The 18,551-nt window shown below is 75.0% G+C and carries 13 protein-coding genes; 6 read left to right on the top strand and 7 right to left on the bottom strand.

Annotated elements, in window-relative coordinates:
* Window positions 1-10: 10 nt before the first annotated feature.
* On the bottom strand, window positions 11-1,252 hold the full coding sequence (locus ACWF41_RS20495) for an MFS transporter (RefSeq protein WP_380318939.1): 1,242 nt from the start codon (window positions 1,250-1,252) through the stop codon (window positions 11-13).
* Window positions 1,253-1,379: 127 nt separating this feature from the next.
* Complete coding sequence (locus ACWF41_RS20490; RefSeq protein ID WP_380318936.1) at window positions 1,380-3,059, bottom strand: glycoside hydrolase family 13 protein; 1,680 nt, start codon at window positions 3,057-3,059, stop codon at window positions 1,380-1,382.
* Window positions 3,060-3,275: 216 nt separating this feature from the next.
* Between ACWF41_RS20490 and ACWF41_RS20485 the strand changes: the two genes are divergently transcribed.
* Window positions 3,276-4,526: an ROK family protein gene (locus ACWF41_RS20485; RefSeq protein WP_380318933.1), complete on the top strand. Its 1,251-nt coding sequence runs from the start codon at window positions 3,276-3,278 to the stop codon at window positions 4,524-4,526.
* Window positions 4,527-4,560: 34 nt separating this feature from the next.
* Here ACWF41_RS20485 and ACWF41_RS20480 read toward each other — a convergent pair whose 3' ends face one another.
* Window positions 4,561-5,517: a hypothetical protein gene (locus tag ACWF41_RS20480; protein ID WP_380318930.1), complete on the bottom strand. Its 957-nt coding sequence runs from the start codon at window positions 5,515-5,517 to the stop codon at window positions 4,561-4,563.
* A gap of 206 nt (window positions 5,518-5,723) precedes the next feature.
* On the opposite strand from ACWF41_RS20480, the gene ACWF41_RS20475 reads away from it, so the two are divergent.
* A complete protein-coding gene (locus ACWF41_RS20475; RefSeq protein ID WP_380318927.1) occupies window positions 5,724-6,281 on the top strand; it encodes a hypothetical protein in 558 nt (185 codons plus the stop codon).
* Window positions 6,282-6,368: 87 nt separating this feature from the next.
* Here ACWF41_RS20475 and ACWF41_RS20470 read toward each other — a convergent pair whose 3' ends face one another.
* Complete coding sequence (locus ACWF41_RS20470; RefSeq protein ID WP_380318924.1) at window positions 6,369-7,166, bottom strand: SDR family NAD(P)-dependent oxidoreductase; 798 nt, start codon at window positions 7,164-7,166, stop codon at window positions 6,369-6,371.
* Between the two features lie 126 nt (window positions 7,167-7,292).
* Here ACWF41_RS20470 and ACWF41_RS20465 point away from each other — a divergent pair, with 126 nt between their 5' ends.
* On the top strand, window positions 7,293-7,913 hold the full coding sequence (locus tag ACWF41_RS20465; RefSeq protein ID WP_380318921.1) for a TetR/AcrR family transcriptional regulator: 621 nt from the start codon (window positions 7,293-7,295) through the stop codon (window positions 7,911-7,913).
* On the opposite strand, the gene ACWF41_RS20460 is transcribed toward ACWF41_RS20465, so the two are convergent.
* Together ACWF41_RS20460 and ACWF41_RS20455 are read right to left on the bottom strand one after the other, a co-directional pair.
* Window positions 7,897-12,507, bottom strand: coding sequence for a hypothetical protein (locus ACWF41_RS20460; protein ID WP_380318918.1), 4,611 nt, complete (start codon window positions 12,505-12,507; stop codon window positions 7,897-7,899). The two genes, ACWF41_RS20465 and ACWF41_RS20460, sit on opposite strands and share 17 nt — an antisense overlap.
* Window positions 12,508-12,654: 147 nt before the next feature.
* A complete protein-coding gene (locus ACWF41_RS20455) occupies window positions 12,655-13,764 on the bottom strand; it encodes a diacylglycerol/lipid kinase family protein (protein ID WP_380318915.1) in 1,110 nt (369 codons plus the stop codon).
* Window positions 13,765-13,953: 189 nt separating this feature from the next.
* On the opposite strand from ACWF41_RS20455, the gene serS reads away from it, so the two are divergent.
* Together serS and ACWF41_RS20445 are read left to right on the top strand one after the other, a co-directional pair.
* The gene (gene serS, locus ACWF41_RS20450) at window positions 13,954-15,225 is read left to right on the top strand and encodes a serine--tRNA ligase (protein ID WP_380318912.1); all 1,272 of its coding nucleotides are present in this window, start codon (window positions 13,954-13,956) and stop codon (window positions 15,223-15,225) included.
* Window positions 15,222-16,058, top strand: a complete 837-nt coding sequence (locus ACWF41_RS20445; RefSeq protein ID WP_380318909.1) for an HAD family hydrolase — start codon at window positions 15,222-15,224, stop codon at window positions 16,056-16,058. The genes serS and ACWF41_RS20445 overlap by 4 nt, the downstream gene beginning before the upstream one ends.
* On the opposite strand, the gene map is transcribed toward ACWF41_RS20445, so the two are convergent.
* Entirely contained in the window at window positions 16,042-16,824 is a 783-nt protein-coding gene (map, locus tag ACWF41_RS20440) for a type I methionyl aminopeptidase (RefSeq protein WP_380318906.1), read from the bottom strand. The two genes, ACWF41_RS20445 and map, sit on opposite strands and share 17 nt — an antisense overlap.
* Before the next feature lie 224 nt (window positions 16,825-17,048).
* Here map and ACWF41_RS20435 point away from each other — a divergent pair, with 224 nt between their 5' ends.
* The gene (locus ACWF41_RS20435) at window positions 17,049-18,452 is read left to right on the top strand and encodes an ABC transporter substrate-binding protein (protein WP_380318903.1); all 1,404 of its coding nucleotides are present in this window, start codon (window positions 17,049-17,051) and stop codon (window positions 18,450-18,452) included.
* The last annotated feature ends 99 nt before the right edge of the window (window positions 18,453-18,551 follow it).

Raw genomic sequence — 18,551 nt, 5'->3', positions numbered from 1 at the left:
GGCAGCGCGCTCAGGCCCGGCCGACGAGGTCGCGGGCGTGCGCGCGCCGGGCGACGAGCCGGTTGAGGCGCTCGGACATCAGCAGGCCCAGCGCCACGAGCACCGCGAGGAACAGCGGGAAGACCCAGAGCCCGGCCCATGTCGAGAGCACGCCGAAGAGCGGGGGCGCGAGGGTCGAGCCGGTGTAGGCGGCGGCCATCTGGATCCCGATGATGGCCTGGGAGTTGCGCGGGCCGAAGTTGACCGGCGTGGAGTGGATGATGGCCGGGTAGATCGGGGCGCACCCGAGCCCCATGATCACCAGCCCGACCAGGGCGGGCACCGGCGTGCCGAGCGGGAGCGCGACGAGCACCACGCCCACGCCGACGGCCGCGAAGCCGCCGCGGATCAGCAGCCGGTCACCGATCCGGTCGGCGAAGAAGCCGGCGAGGAACCGCCCCGCGGTGATGCCGAGGAGGAAGAGCGACGCGAACGCGGCCGCGGTGGCGTCCGCGACGCCGCGGTCGGCGACCAGGTACGTCGACGCCCACAGGATCGAGGTGCTCTCGAGGGCGCAGTAGGCGAAGAAGGCGGCCAGGATCAGCAGGACGCCGGGGATCCGCAGGGCGGTCGCGAGCGGGACGTGGGAGCGGTGGCCCCCCGCGGCCTCGTCGTCGGACGGTGGCGCGTCCGTGGCCTCGGCGACCCCGACCGCCGGGGCCGGCCGGACCTTGCCCCAGAGCGGGATGCTGACGATCAGGACGGCCGTGAGCACGGCCTGCGCGACCCCGACGATGCGGTAGGCGCTCGACCACCCGAGGCCCGAGGTGAGGGCGTAGCTCATGATGAACGGGCTGATCGAGGCGCCCACGCCCCAGAAGCTGTGCAGCCAGTTCATGTGCCGCGCCGCGTAGTGCAGGGCCACGTAGTTGTTGAGCGCGGCGTCCACCGCGCCCGCGCCCAGCCCGTAGGGGATGGCCCAGAGGCACAGCACCCAGAACGAGCCCGAGACGGAGAAGCCCACGAGGGCGGCGGCGGTCAGGCCGACACTGACGGCGGTGACGACGCCGACGCCGAACCGTCGCGTCATCCGTTCGGAGGCCAGGCTGGACAGGATCGTCCCGCCGGCGATGATCATCGTGATGATGCCGGCGAAGGCGACGGGGACGCCGAGGTCGGCGTGCATGACGGGCCAGCCGGCGCCGACGAGCGAGTCCGGGAGCCCGAGGCTGACGAAGGCGACGTAGACGATCGCCAGGAGGAGCGAGTACACGGTGGGGTGGCCGGCCTTTCAGGGGGCGCCGGGGAGGGGTGCGGGGCCCATCGTCTCAGCCGTCGGGCGCCCGACGTGCGGGCGCCCGACGCCCGGGAAGGGGCCGGATGGTCTCAGGCTGGCGGGCTCAGGCCCGGAGCCAGGCGGTCGTGGCGCCGGGCAGGGTGCCGCCGTCGGACAGCGGGCCGCTGGAGAGCAGCACCTCGCCCGCGGGCAGCGGCGCGGGGACGGCGCCGAAGTTGGTGACGCTGGTCCAGCCGTTCGGGCGGCGGAACGCGAGGACGTCCGGGGAGCCGGTCTCCAGCCACTCGAGCTCCTCGGCCGTCTGCAGCCGGCGCCGCAGGCCGAGCGCGGTGCGGTACAGCTCCAGCGTCGAGCCGTCGACGCCGTCCTGGGCGTCGGCGGCATGGTCGGCGAACCAGGCCGGCTGCGGCAGGTGCGCAGGCCCGGAGCCGAAGCCGAGCGACGGCCCGGTGGACGTCCAGGGCAGCGGCACGCGGCAGCCGTCGCGGCCGATCTCGACGCCGCGGTTGCGGAAGAAGGTCGGGTCCTGGCGCTGGTCGTCGGGGATGTCGGCGACCTCGTGCAGGCCGAGCTCCTCGCCCTGGTAGAGGTACGACGAGCCGGGCAGCGCCAGCTCCAGCAGGGTCGCGGCGCGGGCCTTCGCCAGGCCGGACGCGCGGTCGAGCCGGTCCTCGGGCCCGCCGGCGAGCAGCCAGTCCGCGCCGCCCTTGCGCCGGTCCTCCCCGCGCGGGGGCAGGCCGTAGCGGGTGGCGTGCCGCACCACGTCGTGGTTGGAGAACACCCACGTGGTCGACGAGCCGGACGCGGCGGCGAGCTCCAGGTTGGCCGTGATGATGCGGCGGAACTGCGCGGCGTCGAAGTCGGCCTCGAGCAGGTCGAAGTTGAACGCCTGCCCCAGCCCGTCCTTGCTCGCGTACCGCGCGCGGCGCTCGGCGGAGCCCACCCACGCCTCCGCGACGGCGGTGCGGGGCGGGTCGTAGGAGTCGAAGACCTCGCGCCACCCGACGTACACGTCGTGCACGTCGTCGCGGTCGAACAGCGGGTGCTGCCCGTCCTGGGGCAGCGCCTCGAGCTCGGCCTGCGAGGGGAGCGGCTCGCCCGGCGCGGGCAGGTCCTTGGTGAGCATGTGGGCGACGTCGATGCGGAAGCCGTCGACGCCGCGGTCGGACCAGAAGCGCAGCGTGCGCAGGAAGTCCTCGCGCACCTCGGGGTTGTCCCAGTTGAGGTCCGGCTGCTCGATGGCGAAGTGGTGGAAGTACCACTGCCCGTCGCCCACCGGCTCCCAGGCGGGCCCGCCGAAGGTGGAGGTCCAGTCCGCGGGCGGCAGCTCGCCGTGCTCGCCGAGCCCGTCGCGGAAGATGTACCGGTCGCGGGCGGGCGAGCCCTTCGGGGAGGCGAGCGCCTCGGCGAACCACGCGTGCAGGTCCGACGTGTGGTTGGGGACGATGTCGACGACGACGCGGATCCCCGCGCCGTGCAGCGCCGCGACCATCTCGTCGAAGTCGGCGAGCGTGCCGATCTTCGGGTCGACGTCGCGGTAGTCGGCGACGTCGTACCCGCCGTCGGCCAGGGCGGACGGGTAGAACGGGCTGAGCCACACGGCGTCGACCCCGAGGGCGGCCAGGTAGTCCACGCGGGAGGTGATGCCGCGCAGGTTGCCGATGCCGTCGCCGTCGGAGTCCGCGAAGCTGCGCGGGTAGATCTGGTACACGGCGGCCTGGCGCCACCAGGTGGCGTCGGAGCCCTCGGCAGCGGTGGCGGGGACGTCGAGCAGGTCGCTCATCGGTGATGCCCTTCCTCGGTGGACCGGTACGTCGTCGTACTAAATGGTGGACTGAAATTTAATCCGTCCAGCACGATCTCACCCGTGCTCCCGAGGGGTCAACCCCCTCGGGCCGCGAGAAGATCGCGGCCTAGAATCAACCGCCTGGCGTCGGCTGTCGGTGGGACCGGCGCCGAGGCGGACGACGACGCGAGGACGACGCGAGGCGGGAGCGCGATGACGAACGGCCCCGAGGCCACGACGCCCTCGACGCACCTGGTGCGGCGGCTCAACGCCGAGCGCGTGCTCCAGGAGGTCTGGGACGGGGCGCCGGTCACGGCCAGCGACCTCATGGCCGCCACCGGCCTGGCGCGCTCCACCGTCCTGGCCCTGTGCCGGGAGCTCACGGACCGGGGCTGGCTCGTCGAGCTCGACGACGCGCGCGCGGCCGGCGCGTACACGAAGGGTCGCCCGGCGCTGCGCTACGCGTTCCGGCCGGACGCGGCGCTGGTCGTCGGCGTCGACGCGGGTCAGCACCGGGTGTCGGCGGCGGTCGCGGACCTGCACGGCCGCGTGCTCGCCGAGGAGGTCGTGCAGGTGGACCCGGCGAGCGACGCCGATGCGCGCCGGGCGACGGTCCGCGACGCCGTGGACGCGGCGGTCGCCCGGTCGGGGCGCGACGGCGGGGCCGTCGCCGCCGCGGTGCTGGGGGTGCCCGCGCCCGTGGCGACCGGCGGAGTCCCCGCCGGCGAGCGCAACCCGTTCTGGGCGCTGATGAACCCCGGCCTGGGCGACCTCTTCGCGCTGCGCGGCTGGGACGTCGTCGTCGAGAACGACGCGAACCTCGCCGCCGTCGCCGAGGCCGAGCACGGGGACGGCGCCGCCGCGTACGCCGCGCTCCTCGTGGGCGAGCGGATCGGGGCCGGCATCGTGCTGGACGGCGCCCTGCGGCGGGGGCCGCGCGGGGCGATCGGCGAGATGCGCGTCCTCGACCTGGTGGCGGGCGTCGGGTCCAGCGACGGCCTGGGCGCGCTGGCGCGGGACGAGGCGCGCCGCCTCCTCGACTCCGGAGAGGCTTCCGGCGACGACTCCGACGACGGCGTCGGTGCGGCGGGCAGCGCGCTGGCCGACGTCCCGCGCGACCTCCTCGACGCGGAGCACGTGCTCGCGGCCGCGGCGGCGGGCGACGCCCTCGCGCAGCAGGTGGTCGACGGCCTCGCCGACCGCCTCGCGCGGATCTGCGCCGTCCTGTCGGGGCTGCTGGACCTCGACCGGGTGATCGTCACGGGGGCGATGGCTCCCGCGCTCGGCCCGATGGTCGACCGCGCGCGCGGGCTGCTCCCGGACCACCTGCACGCGCCGGCGGTGGAGGTGGTGGTCTCCGACCTGGGCCCGGACGTCGTGCGGTCGGGCGCGCTGCGCCTCGCGGTCGAGCACGTCCGCGCGCGGGCGCTGGACCAGGACCTGCCCGCGCGGGTCTCGGTCTGATCACCGCGCGGCGCGGGGTCGCCTGCCCTCGGCGTCAGTCGCTGATCCAGTCGCCGTTCGCGTCGCGGATGTAGTCGTCGACGCTGCCGCCGACCCAGACCGTGCCGTCCGTCATGGTGGTGAGCTGGACCTCGGCGAAGCTTGTGAGGTCGCCGTCGTCGTCGGTCGCGGGGATCTCCAGCTCGACGGCCTCGTCCGGGTCGAACGGGTCGGCCGCGCAGTCGCCCACCACGGTCACGGTCGAGCCGTCGTCGGTGACGTAGACCCCGTCCTCGGGGGCGGCGTCGTCCAGCTCCGAGGCGGGTGCGCCGGTCTCGGCGAGGTCGAGGGCCGGCGCGATGCGATCCGCGACCGGGGTGGCCGTCACCTTCCGGGCATGCTCGGCGGCCGACTCCTCGGCGGAGGAGATGCCCTTCGCCACGAGCTCGGCGCCGGTGTCGCCCTCCTCGTAGAGGTCGCCCATGTCGGAACCGACCAGCCCGATGTGGACGAGCTGCGACCGGAGCCCTGTCCCCTCCTGCTCGATGAGGTCGTCGACGCGGGCCGCTGCCTCGTCCAGCGACGAGACGTCGAAGGCCGACAGCAGCTCGTGCTCCGCGAAGTCGCGGGCCTCCTCCGCGGCCGCCTCGGCGTCCACCGGTCCGGCGATCGCCTCGAGGCCGCCGTCGGCGTACGTGATCGCGAGGTCGGCCGCGCAGTGGTCCAGCCCGTCGAGGTCGTGCGCCGTGACGTGGATGCTGTCGACCAGGACGGCCCCGGCCTGGACGCCGAGCGCTTCGCGCAGGTCGTCGGGGACGACGACGGTGACGTCGGTGGCGGGCTCGATGCCGTCCAGGGGGAAGTCGAAGACGGTGCTGGCGGCTCGGCCGTGCGCGTCCGTGCCGGCCTCGTCCGCGGAGGTCGGCCCCCCGTCCCCTCCGGAGCAGGCGGCGAGCAGCAGGGCGGCGGCGCCGACGGTCGCGGTCGCCAGTGTTCGAGTCGTGGTCTTCAAGGTCGGCCCCTCCGTCGTCGCTCGGCGGAGCGAGCCTAGGTGGCGTGGTCGGTGCCCTTCCATGGGGCGAGGTGCCCATGGCCTGCGAACGGACGCCCTGTGACCGGAGGCACCGGTGACGGGGGCCACCATCGGCCCGCGGCGCCCCGAATCTTGGGATTCCATTCGTAGGCTGGTGGTCGGCACCCGACCATCGAGGAGACCCGATGACGCACGTACCTGGGCACCCGACGCCTCGGCGCCCGGCACTCCGGAGCTCGGCGGCACGGCGGTCGTCGGCCCTGGTCGCGGGCGTGCTCGCGGCGGGCCTCGCGCTCGCCGCCTGCGCGGCCCCCGACGATGCCGGCTTCGACGACGACACCGCCACGTCGTCGGCCGCCGGCACCCCGACGGACGCCTCGACGGAAGCCGCGACCGACGACGCGGACGGCGCCGCGGCGTACACGGTTCGCTACACGGACGACCACAAGACCGTGATCACGCTCGACCGCGCCCAGGTGGAGGGGCTCACCGGCGCCGACCTCGGCGCGGGCGGCGCCGCCGACGCGCGGAGCGTCCTGGCGGAGCGCGCCACGTGGACGTCCGGCGCGACGGCGGACCACGGGGACGTGATCGCCGAGGCGGCGGCCCGCGAGGGCGACACGATCGGCCGCGTGCTGGCGCAGCAGGCCGACGGCCGGGACGTCGAGCTCCGCCTCTTCGTCAAGCACGACCAGCACGCGCACGTCGCCCACTTCGGCGAGGACGACGGCGGCGACGACTGACCGTGCCGAGATCCGCGAGGTAGTTCGAGAGTCCGCGGGGTGGTCCGAGTCTCGGACCACCCCGTGGAGGCGGTCAGCCGTGCGCGGTCAGAAGTGGGTCCCGCCGTCGATGCGGACCTCGGTGCCGGTGATGAACGCGCCGTCGTCGCTGGCGAGCATCGCGACGACCGACGCGACGGTCTCCGGGCCGGCGAAGCCGCTGCCGAGCGCGGGCTGCAGCTTGGCGAACAGGCGCATGTCGGCGTCCTCGGGCAGGCCGGGGCCCATGCTCTGGCGGCTGGCGCCGGAGCCGTCGGTCATGCCGGAGGAGATGGAGCCGGGCTGCACGGCGGTGAACCGGACGCCGCGGCCGGCGTACTCGGCGGCGAGCGCGTGCGTCATGGACTGCACCCCGCCCTTGCTGGCGGCGTAGGCGGCCATGTACGGGTGGGCGAACATCGCGGACGTCGAGCTGAAGTTGACGACCGCCGCGCCCCGGCCCTCGAGCAGGGCGGGCAGCGCCTCGCGGATCACGAGGAACGTACCCACGAGGTTGATCCGCACCACCTGCTCGAAGCTCTCCAGCGTGGTCTGCTCGGTGTGCGACGAGCGCAGGATGCCCGCGGCGTTGACCAGCGCGTCCAGGCCGCCGAGACGCTCGACGGCGGCGCCCACGCCGCCCCGGACGGACTCCTCGTCGGCGATGTTCATGGTGACGACGTCGAGGCGGTCGGCGTGCTCGCCCGCCTTCGCGACGGTGTCGGCGAGCCCGGCCTCGCTGATGTCGGCGCCGACGACGCGACCGCCCTCCGCGAGCATCCGCAGCACCGTGGCCTGCCCGATGCCCGAGCCTGCCCCGGTCACCAGCACCCGGCGTCCGTCGTAGCGGTTCGTGGTCGTCGTCATGGTCGTCTCCTTCGCGCGTGGAGGGCGCGGCACGCGCCCATACCGCTTCACTGTACGCCTGAATGGCACAACGTGTCAGAGAGGCCAAGTGTGGCATGGTGTCATCCCGCGCGTAGGGTGGAGGCCGTGACCCTGCAGCCCGAGCCGCCCCGTTCCCTCACCGCGCGGCGCAAGGCCGCGACCCAGCTGGAGATCGCGGAGGTCGCCGCGCGGCTCTTCGGCGAGCGGGGCGCCGCGTCCGTCACGGCCGAGGCCGTCGCGGCCGACGCCGGCGTCTCGCTCCGCACCTTCTACCGGTACTGCCGCACCAAGGAGGACGCCGTCGCGCCGCTCCTCGCGGTGGGCGCCGACCGGTGGCGCGCCCGGCTCGCCGCGAGCGACGCGGCGGACGGGCTCCTGCCCGCCGTCGAGGAGGCGATGCGCGCCGCCCTCAGCCCGGACGAGGACGCCGACGAGCGAGACTTCCTGCGCACCCGCGGGCTGCTGCGGAGCGTCCCCGGCGACGCGGCGCTGGCCGACGTCTGGTACCGCGTGAACCGCGAGTCCGAACAGCAGCTGGAGCCGCTGCTCGCCGGCCTCGCGCCCGACGAGGACCGGCTGGAGCGCAGGCTCGTCGCGGCCGCCGCCACCGACGCCATCCGCATCGCGCTGGAGGAGTGGGTCACGACCGACGCCCCCGTCGGCGGGCCGGACGGCCCCGCCGAGCTGGCCGTCCGCTGCTTCCGCCGCCTCACCGGCGGGCGCTGACCTCCGGGAGGTCCTCCCCGGCGTCGTCGCCGTCCCCGTTCTCCCCGTCGGCGGCGGGCGTCTCGAGCGCGTGCAGCACGGCCAGGGTCAGGAGGGGGACGGCGGGCACCAGCGCGACGGCGGCGATGCGGATGCCGAAGTCGTTCACGGCCGAGCCGGCGACGCACACGATCCACAGGGCCAGCACGGTCGGGCGCAGCAGCGGCCACGCCTCCTCGGTGCGGGCGAACCAGCGCGGCGTGAACCGCGCCGGCGCGAACAGGAGCAGCGCGCCCGCGACGAGCACCAGCACCGTCAGCCAGACGGGCACGCCGCCGAGCAGCGACCGGGCGGCGTAGCCGGCCTTGCGGGCCAGCGTCTCCCACGCCTCGCCCTCGACCACCTGCGCGACGAAGCGGCCCAGGTGCGAGCGCTCGTCCTCCGGCCGCAGCCAGTCGAGGACCCCCACCGCGGCCACGGCGCCGACGCCCACGGCGGCCACGCCCACGAAGCGGCGCAGCGTGAGCCGGGCCCCGGAGGTGGCCAGCCCCAGCACGGCGAACGCGGGCACGAGGACCAGGCCGCCGCCGAGGTCGGCGCCGAGCGTGGGCCACACGTCCACGACCATGGTGACGACGCCGATCACGCCCACCGCGAGGGCCGCGGTCCGTCTCCGCCCGGCCCGCACCAGCGGCTGCGCCACGGCCGCGGCGACGACCAGGGCGGCGACCGCGTAGACGGAGAACGTCGGGTTCCCGAACCCGTAGAACCGCGCCCCGAAGGTGGGGGCCGCGCCCAGCGGGCTCGCCCGGTTGAGCGGGGTGCCGACGACGGCGTCGAGCGTGAGCACGACGAACGTCAGCCCCGCGACGATCCCCGGACCCAGCCAGACGGGCCGCCGGGGGGCGAGCGCGCCGAGCGCCGCGACGACCGCCGTGGCGACCAGCGCCGACACGACGAACGCGAGCATCGGCTGGTCGAACCGCCACCACCCGCTCAGCGACACGAGGAACGACGCCGCGGGGAGGGCGGCGAGCACGAGGGCGGCGCCGCGAGCCCACGCCCACAGCCGCCGGCGCCGCGCGCGGGCGCGGTCGGTGTCGGCCTGCGGCCGGGCGGCCACGGCCAGGCAGGCCAGTGCGAGCGCGAGCCCGGCGTACAGGGGGACGTCGACGAACCAGGTGTAGACGGTGCGGCGCACGTGGTCGAGCGTCGTGAGGTCGCTCAGCGCGTCGGCCGACGCCGTGGCGTCCTGCGGCCGCGGCGAGCCCCAGGCGAGCGGGGTGTCCTGCACGGGCGCGACGGGCGTGAGGCCGGCGGCGCCCAGCACGGTGGCGGGGACGTCGAGCACGCGGGCGACCCCGTCGGTGCGGGTCGCGGCGCTCGTGAGGTACCGCGGCTGGTCGGGTCCGGTCGCGGTGGGGCGCACCAGGGCGGTGCCGAGCACGGGGCGGGTGCCGGGGGTGCCGGCCACGTCGACGACCAGCACCGTGGCGGTGGAGGGGACGGCGGCCAGGACCCGTCGCACGGTGTCGTCCACCTGGGCGAGGCGGTCCACGTGGCCCTGCAGGCGGACGGCCCTCGCCTCGTCGGCGGGCAGGGACGGGTCGGCCGGGGGCGCGGTCGCGTCGCCGGCGTCCACCACGGTGACCTGGCAGTCGAACCCGTCCGAGCCGGCCTCGAGCGCGTCGTCCAGCTCGCGGTAGCGGGCGACGTCGCCGGCGGGGTCGGCCAGCGCGAGGGCCGCGCCGGGGCCGACGGCGGTGGCGCACCCGGCCGGGGCGAGCTGCGCCCCGAGCGTGCCGAGGCGCGCCTGGTACGTCGAGCCCTTCTGGAGGTCGACGAGGGCGTCCCAGCCGCCGACGGTGGCGCCGTCGCCGCGGGCCTCGGGCCGCGTCGTCGGGCACTGCCAGGAGCCGTCGGCGGCACGGCCCGTCGCCACCTCGGCGAGGGTGCCGGCCGACAGCGCCAGCCAGCCGCCGTCGACGCAGCGGCTCCCGGCCCCGGTCGGCTGCGACACGCCGCCCGCGGACGCGCCGTCGGCGAGCATGCCCTGCAGCGTGGGGGCGCGGCCCTCGGCGAGGTCGTCCCAGCGCACGCCCGTGGTGCCGACCACCACGAGCGGGCCGTCGACCCCCACGGTGTCCGCCCGCGAGGGCGTGACCTGCGAGCCGGCCTGGGCGACGTCGGACGCGGACCGCAGCCCCGCCGCGGAGACCACCGACGACGCGAGCAGCAGCACCACGAGCAGCGTGCCGCCGGCGGTGACGAGCACGGTGGGCATGCGCCGGATGCCGGGCTCGTGGACGTCGGCCGTCGCCGGGGCGGCGTCCTCGAGGTGGCCGGCGAGCAGCACGGGCACCGCCAGGGTGAGCACGAGGAACCCGACGGCGATGCCGGAGTCGTTGAGGACGGAGCCGACGGCGGCCGTCACGACGAGCGCGACGACGAGGCGGCGCAGCAGCGGGTCGCGGCGGTAGGCGGCGGCGAGCCCCGGCAGGCGGGCGCGGTCCGGGTCGAGCACGGCCCAGGCGGCGGCGACGCACAGGACCAGCGCGGCGGCGCCCGCGGGGTTCGCGACGGTGGCCCAGGCGCCGGCGGCCTTGCCGGCGACGACCCCCACCGCGCGCCCGTCGACCACGGACTGCACGAAGCCGCCCAGGTGGCTGCTGGACCCGCCGACCAGCCAGTCGACCACGGCGACGACCGCGACCACGGCGACGGTGGCGGCGCCCACCAGCAGCACGCGACGCCAGGTGAGGCGCACCCCGGCGACGCCCAGCGCCAGCACGGCGAAGCCGGGCACCAGCGCGAGGATTCCCCCCAGGTCGGCGCCGAACGGCGGCAGCCCGTCGACGGCCACGGTCACGACGCCGACGACTCCGGCCACCGCCCCGGCGCGCACCGGGCGGACGCCGCGCGCCCGCAGCAGGGCGGCCAACCCGGCGGCGAGGACGAGCCCCGCCACCGCGTACACGGCGAAGACGGTGTTGGAGAAGCCGTAGAACCGCGCGCCCATCGAGGGGGCCGGCCCGAGCAGCGAGCCCTGCTGGAGGGTGGTGCCGGTGAGCCCGTCGACGGTGAGCACCAGCCAGGTGACGGCCGCGAGGCACGTCGTGAGCCGCCACGGCGACGCCGGCAGGAGGCGCCGCGCCCACCAGGCGAGGAGCGCGACGACGAGGGCCGCGCCCGTCAGCGCGAGCAGCAGCGTCATCACGGGCGACGGCCAGGCCCACCAGCGCGCCAGAGTCGCGAGGGTCGCGGCGACGGGGAGGCCGGCGGCCACGACGAGCAGGGCGAGGGTCACGCGCCAGGCGGCGGGCGGGAGGCCGGCGCGGGCGGTGCCGCCGCGGCGGCGGGCGAGGAGCAGCGCCGCGACGGCGAGCACGTCGGCGAGGACGACGACGCCGAGCAGCAGCGGGGACAGCCGCGGCACCGTGTCGGTGAGCACGCTGAGGTACTGCCGGTTCTCCACCGTGCGGGCCACGGGGATGCGCCGCTCGTCGCCGCGCTCCAGCGGGGACCCGGTGAAGGGGTCGAGGGCGGCGGCGAGGGGGTCGGTGCCCTGCTCCTCGTCCGCGGTGGCGTCGTCGCCGTCGCCCTCGTCGGTGCTGGTGCCCGAGAGCGCGCCGCCGGTCACGGTGTCGGCCACGGTCGCGGAGAGGTCGGCGAGCACGACGACGCCCACCCAGCGCGAGGACGTGGAGGTGAGCCAGGTGGCATGGCCGCCGGGCGAGGTCCAGTCGACCACGGCCTGCAGGTCGGACGGGCCGAGCGGGGTGTCCGAGACGCCCGCGACGACGAGCCGCCCGCCCGTAGGCAGGAGACCCGCGAGCCGCCCGACCTGGTCGTCGAGCGCCTCGACGGCGGCCGCCCGCTCGCCCGCGGCGTCGGGCAGCACGCCGAGGTCGACGACGGTGGCGGGGCACTCTGCCACCTGCTCGGCCGTGAGCTGGCGGGCGTCGGACAGGTAGCGCGACACGTCGCCGTCGGTGTCGGCGAGCGCCACCGCAGCGCCGGGGCCGACCGCCGTCGCGCACGTGCCCGCCACGCCGACCAGGCGCTCGAGGGCGCCCGGCTCGGCGGTCGCGGGCACGAGGGGGTCGACGGCGGTGAGCCCGGACCAGCCCGGCACGCTCGCACGCTCCGCGGTGCCGGAGGTGAGCGACGGGGCGGGCACCGGCGGGCAGCCGAGGGCGGAGGCGTCCTCCTGGGCGGCCGAGCCCGCGTCGTCGTCCCCGTCCGCGCCGTGGTCGTCGTCGGCGACGTCCTCCTCGTGCTGCGCCGTGACCTTGCTCCCGCCCGAGATCGACAGCCAGGCGTCCAGGGGGCAGGTGGGGGTCAACGTGCGCACGGCGATCGACGCGACGGAGCCGCCGCCGATGAGGCGCCACAGGTGCGGGGTGCGGGTGGCGTCCACGTCCGACCACTGGAGCCCGGAGACGCCGGCCAGGACCAGCGGGGCGTCGGGGGCCTCGGCGTCGTCGGCGGCGGGGGCGGCCGCCGCGCGCCCGGCGCCGGCGAGCGTGGTCAGCAGCAGGAGCAGCAGGGCCGCCACGACCAGGGTGGCGCGCGAGGCGCGGACGGCCGAGGACGGGCGGGCGGGGCTGATCACGCAGGCCACCCTAAGCGGGGCGGTCCGCCGGGCCGCCGCAGGTGACGGGCCGGGTGGGGACGTTCACACGATCAGCTCCTCTCCTGCGCCCGCGGTGCCTCTGCGAGCGTCAGCCGGTCCCGTGCGCCGAGAGTGCCGCGGCGAGCGTCAGCCGGTCCTGACCACGAGTGCGCCGGGCTCGACCCAGGTCTCCAGCTCGACGGCCATCCCGAGGGGGTCGCCGTCGACCTGGGCCTGCTCGCCGTCGTCCACCCGGATCACGGCGCGGCGTGCCCGCGTGTGGTCGATCCGGCCGATCTTGCCGGGCAGGTCGTTGCGCACGCCCAGCCCCTGCGCCACGACCTCGCCGAAGAGCTGCGCCCAGCCCGCGAGCCCGCCGCGGGTGTCGATCGCGGCGACGTCGAGCTCCCCGTCGTCGATCACGGCGTCGGGGAGCAGGGTGATGCCGCCGGGCAGGCGGCCGCAGTTGCCGACCATGATGCTGCGCAGCCGCGCCTCGACCGCCTCGCCGTCGTCGAGGCGGATGGTGGCGCGCATGCGCCGCCCGTGCAGGTGCCGCGCGCCGGCGACGAAGTACGCCACCCACCCGACCTTGGCCTTGAGCTGGTCGTCGGCGTCGGCCACCATCGCGGCGTCGAAGCCGAGGCCCGCGATGACGAGGAAGATGTGCGCGCGGTCGCGGTCGTCGGGGACCTCGGCGTCCGCGGCGTACTCGGTGACCCGGGCCCGGCCGACGTCGATGGCCCGGTCCGTGCCGCCCAGCACGACGGCCACCGCGTCGGTGACCGACGTGAGCGGCAGGTCGAGGTTGCGCGCCAGCAGGTTGCCGGTGCCGACCGGGATGAGCCCCATCGGCCGCCCCGTCCCGGCGAGCGCCTCGGCGACGGCGCGCACGGTGCCGTCGCCGCCGGCCGCGACCACCACCTCGGCCCCGTCCGCCAGCGCCTGCCGCGCCTGGCCGGTGCCGGGGTCGTCCACGGTGGTCTCGTAGAACAGGGGCCGGGGCAGCGCGGCGTCGGCGCACACCCGCTCGACGACGGCACGCACGTCCGCCGCGCCCTCCTTCGACGGGTTGATGACCACCGCGAGCTGCAGGCCCCGGGCCCGGCCGTCCTCGACGCGCTGCGCGTCCCGATCCGCCATGGCGTGCTCGCGGGTGCGGGTGCGTCGCCACAGGACCACGGTGGCGGTGAGCGCCGACAGGGCGAGGACCAGCACGACGACGAGCGCGACGGCACCCGCGTACTCATCCGGCATGACGGCAACCTACGACGGATCGTGCCGCCGGACCCGGCGAAGTCGCCCATCTCACGCCGAGGTAGTTCCGGGAGCCGCGAGGTGTGGGGTGTGCGGCGGGGCGGTCCGGCCCCCGCGAGGTCGTTCCGGGCGGGGAGCCGCGTGGATGTCCGTGGGGTCGCGAGCGGCCCGGCCGTTAGGCTTGCGGGCGTGATCGACCTCCGACTGCTGCGCGACAACCCCGACGTCGTCCGTGCGAGCCAGCTGGCCCGCGGCGACGACCCCGCCCTCGTGGACGCGGCGCTCGACGCCGACGCGCGCCGTCGTTCCTCCCTGACGGAGTTCGAGACGCTGCGCGCGGAGCAGAAGGCGCTCGGCAAGCAGGTCGCGAAGGCGCAGGGCGAGGAGAAGGCCGAGCTGCTGGCCCGCACCAAGCACCTCGCCGAGCAGGTGAAGGCGAGGCAGGCCGACGCGTCGGAGGCCGCGACGGAGGTCGACGAGCTGCTCTACCGCATCGCGAACGTCGTCGAGGGCGCCCCTCCCGGGGGCGAGGACGACTACGTCGTCGTGAGGCAGGTGGGCACGCCCCGCGACTTCGAGGCCGAGGGCTTCTCCCCGCGCGACCACCTGGAGCTCGGCGAGGGCCTGGCCGCGATCGACACCGCGCGCGGCGCGAAGGTGTCGGGCTCGCGGTTCTACTTCCTCACCGGCATCGGCGCCCGCCTGGAGCTGGCGCTGCTGAACGCCGCCGTCGACCAGGCGGTCGCGGCCGGCTTCACGCCGATGATCACGCCGACGCTGGTGAAGCCGGAGACGATGCGCGGCACCGGGTTCCTCGGCAGCCACGCGGACGAGGTCTACCACCTGGAGAAGGACGACCTGTACCTGGTCGGCACCAGCGAGGTGGCGCTCGCGGGCTATCACGCGGACGAGATCCTCGACCTGTCGGAGGGCCCGCGGCGCTACGCGGGCTGGAGCGCGTGCTACCGCCGGGAGGCGGGCGCCGCGGGTCGTGACACCCGCGGCATCATCCGCGTGCACCAGTTCCACAAGGTCGAGATGTTCAGCTACTGCGACCCCGAGGACGCGGCGGCCGAGCACCAGCGTCTGCTCGCCTGGGAGGAGGCCATGCTGGCGAAGGTCGAGCTGCCGTACCGCGTCATCGACACCGCGGCGGGCGACCTCGGCTCGTCGGCGGCGCGCAAGTTCGACTGCGAGGCGTGGCTGCCCACCCAGCAGCGCTTCCTCGAGCTGACGTCCACCTCGAACTGCACCACGTTCCAGGCCCGGCGCCTGGGCGTGCGCGAGCGCACCGCGGACGGCAGCACCCGCCCGGTGGCCACGCTCAACGGCACGCTCGGCACCACCCGCTGGATCGTCGCCATCCTGGAGAACCACCAGCAGGCGGACGGCTCGGTGCGCGTGCCCGAGGGGCTGCGCCCCTACCTGGGCGGCCTCGAGGTGCTCGAGCCGGTCGCGTGAGCGCGCCCCCCGCGCAGGCCGTCGCGCCGCACCTCGTCGCCCTCGACATCGACGGGACGCTGCTCGGGTACGACGGCGGCCTGTCGTCCGCGGTGCGCGACGCCGTGGCCACCGTCCAGGACGCGGGGCACCACGTGGTGCTGTCGTCGGGGCGGTCGCTCGTCGCGATGACGCCGGTGGCCGAGCTGCTGGGCATCACGTCCGGCTGGATGGTCTGCTCCAACGGCGCCGTGACCGTGCGCCTCGACCCGGCGCTGCCGCACGGCTGGGAGCTCGACGAGGTGCGGACCTTCGACCCGGGTCCGGCGCTGCGCCTGCTGCGCACCGAGCTGCCCGACGCCCGGTTCGCCGTCGAGGACATCGGCGTCGGCTTCCGGATGAACGCGCTCTTCCCGGAGGGCGAGCTCGACGGCGTGCACCAGGTCGTGGCGTTCGAGCAGCTCTGGTCCCGCGACGTGACGCGCGTGGTCATCCGCAGCCCCGAGCACACCCCGGCGCAGTTCAGCGCGATGGCCGCGCGGCTGGGTCTGGGCGACGTCACCTACGCCATCGGCTGGACGGCGTGGATGGACGTCGCCCCGAAGGGCGTCACCAAGGCGTCCGGGCTGGAGCGGCTGCGCGCGGAGCTGGGCGTCGACCCGGCCGCCACGGTCGCGGTGGGCGACGGGCACAACGACGTCGACATGCTCCGCTGGGCGGGTCGCGGGGTCGCGATGGGCCACGCGGACGACGTCGTGCGCGCCGCGGCCGACGAGGTCACCGGCTCCATCGAGGAGGACGGCGTCGTCCCGGTGCTGCTCTCCCTGCCTCCGCGCGTCAGTCGCGGGCGGTGAGGACGAGCGGGCCGTCGGCGGTGACGGCGATGGTGTGCTCGCTGTGGGCCCCGCGGGAGCCGTCGGCGGACCGGAGGGTCCAGCCGTCGGGGTCGGTGTAGATCTCGTCGGTGGTCTCGAGGAACCAGGGCTCGATGGCGATGACGAGGCCCGGCTTGAGCGGGAACCCGCGCTTGGCCCGGCCGTCGTTCGGCACGTGCGGGTCGCCGTGCATGGTGCGGCCGACGCCGTGCCCGCCGAAGTCGGTGTTGATCGTGTAGCCCGCGCCGTGCGCCACCTCGGCGATCGCGGCGGAGATGTCGCCGATCTTGTTGCCCGGGAGCGCGGCGGCGATGCCGGCCTCGAGCGCCACCTCGGTGGTCTTGATGAGCTTGGCGTCGGCGGCGGCGCGCTCCGGGGTGGTGGAGCCGCCGACCACGAACGACAGGGCGGAGTCCGAGACCCAGCCGTCCACGGAGGCGGCGAAGTCGATGCTCAGCAGGTCGCCGTCGCGCAGGGCGTAGTCGAACGGCAGGCCGTGCAGGACGGCGTCGTTGACGGACGTGCAGATCACCTTGCCGAACGGCATCGCGCCGAACGACGGGTGGTAGTCGATGTAGCAGGACTCGGCGCCGCGGTCGCGGATCATGCGGTGGGCGAGGGCGTCGAGCTCGAGCAGGTTCACCCCGACGGCGGCGGCGTCGCGTACCGCGGTGAGCACGTCGGCCACGAAACGCCCGGCGGGGCGCATCTGGTCGATCTCTCGCGGGCTCCTCAGCTCGATCATGGTGGTCCTCTCGGAAAACGGTCGTGACACGGGTCCGGCACCAGGGTGTCATGAATCGTCATCGAGTCGTGACCGTGAAACGTGTTGCAGGAACTTGCATCGGGTGGCCCAGGTGCGATGAACTCCAGGGGGAGGCAGTATCCCGGTCTAGGGGGACCTGGGATCACGAGCCGCCGATCGGTGGGCAAACTTCCGTGAACCACGACGCAGTGGAGGAGCTTGGCATGACCACACGAACGACGACGGCGCGGCGACGCGCCCTGGCGCTGGCCGCGACCGGCGCGAGCCTGGCGCTCGTGCTGGCCGCCTGCAGCGACCCGGACGGAGAAGGCGGAACCGGGGAGGACACTGGAGGTGGTAGCGCTTCCGCAGCCGCCATCGACTGCTCCGCGTACGACGAGTTCGGCGACCTCGACGGCAAGACGGTCAACGTCTACACCTCGATCGTCGACCCCGAGGGCGCGACGCAGCAGGCGTCCTACAAGGCGTTCGAGGACTGCACGGGCGTCAAGATCAACTACGAGGCGTCCCGCGAGTTCGAGGCGCAGCTGCTCGTGCGCATCAAGGCGGGCAACGCGCCCGACATCGCGTACCTGCCGCAGCCCGGGCTGCTGAACACGATCGTCAAGGACTACCCCGACGCCATCAAGCCGGCGCCGGACGCGACGGCCAAGAACGTCGACGAGTTCTGGAACGAGACCTGGAAGGGCTACGGCACCGTCGACGGCACCTTCTACTCGGCGCCGCTCGGCGCGAACGCCAAGTCGTTCGTCTGGTACTCGCCGAAGATGTTCGCGGACGCCGGCTACGAGGTCCCGCAGACGTGGACCGAGCTGCTGGACCTCACCCAGAAGATCCACGACGACAACGACGGCGCGAAGGTCTGGTGCGCGGGCGTCGAGTCCGGTGACGCGACCGGCTGGCCGGGTACCGACTTCATCGAGGACATGATGCTCCGCACCGCGGGCATCGAGGACTACACGAAGTGGTACACCCACGAGATCCCGTTCAACGACCCCAAGGTCGTCAAGGCCTGGGACACGGCGGGCGAGATCCTCAAGAACCCGGACTACGTCAACGCGGGCCTGGGCGACGTCAACTCGATCGCCACGCAGTCGTGGACGGACGCCGGCAACGGCATCCTCGACGGCAACTGCTGGATGCACCGCGCGGCGAACTTCTACCAGACCCAGTGGCCCCAGGGCACCACGGTCTCCAAGGACGGCGACGTGTTCGCCTTCTACCTGCCCACGGACCAGACCGACGTCAAGCCGATGCTCGGCGGCGGCGAGTTCGTGGCCGCGTTCAGCGACAAGCCCGAGGTGCAGGCCTTCCAGACCTACCTCTCGAGCGACGACTGGGCCAACCAGAAGGCGCTGAACACCCCCGACGGCGGCTGGGTGAGCGCCAACAGCGGGCTCGACCCGAAGAACCTCGCCACCGAGTTCGACCAGTACGTCGCCGGCGTCCTGTCCGACCCGAACACCGTCGTCGCCTTCGACGCCTCGGACCTCATGCCGGGCGAGGTCGGTGCCGGCACGTTCTGGACCGGCATCGTCGACTGGCTCACGGGGGCGAGCACCAAGGAGGTCACGGACAAGATCGAGGCGTCCTGGCCGAGCAGCTGACCCTGCCGCTCGCCTGAACCCTGCTCGATCCCGCGGTCCGGGCACGTCGTCCGACGTGCCCGGACCGTGCGTCCTGACCCCGGTCGTTCCCTGACTTCT

It is taken from the genome of Isoptericola sp. NPDC055063, assembly GCF_053608125.1.
This window is presented reverse-complemented; position numbering and strand designations above follow the sequence as displayed.

Coding starts and splice junctions, on each gene's coding strand:
- ACWF41_RS20490 (WP_380318936.1), bottom strand. CDS start 3,059: ATGAGCGACCTGCTCGACGTCCCCGCCACCGCTGCCGAGGGCTCCGAC.
- ACWF41_RS20485 (WP_380318933.1), top strand. CDS start 3,276: ATGACGAACGGCCCCGAGGCCACGACGCCCTCGACGCACCTGGTGCGG.
- ACWF41_RS20475 (WP_380318927.1), top strand. CDS start 5,724: ATGACGCACGTACCTGGGCACCCGACGCCTCGGCGCCCGGCACTCCGG.
- ACWF41_RS20470 (WP_380318924.1), bottom strand. CDS start 7,166: ATGACGACGACCACGAACCGCTACGACGGACGCCGGGTGCTGGTGACC.
- ACWF41_RS20455 (WP_380318915.1), bottom strand. CDS start 13,764: ATGCCGGATGAGTACGCGGGTGCCGTCGCGCTCGTCGTCGTGCTGGTC.
- map (WP_380318906.1), bottom strand. CDS start 16,824: ATGATCGAGCTGAGGAGCCCGCGAGAGATCGACCAGATGCGCCCCGCC.
- ACWF41_RS20435 (WP_380318903.1), top strand. CDS start 17,049: ATGACCACACGAACGACGACGGCGCGGCGACGCGCCCTGGCGCTGGCC.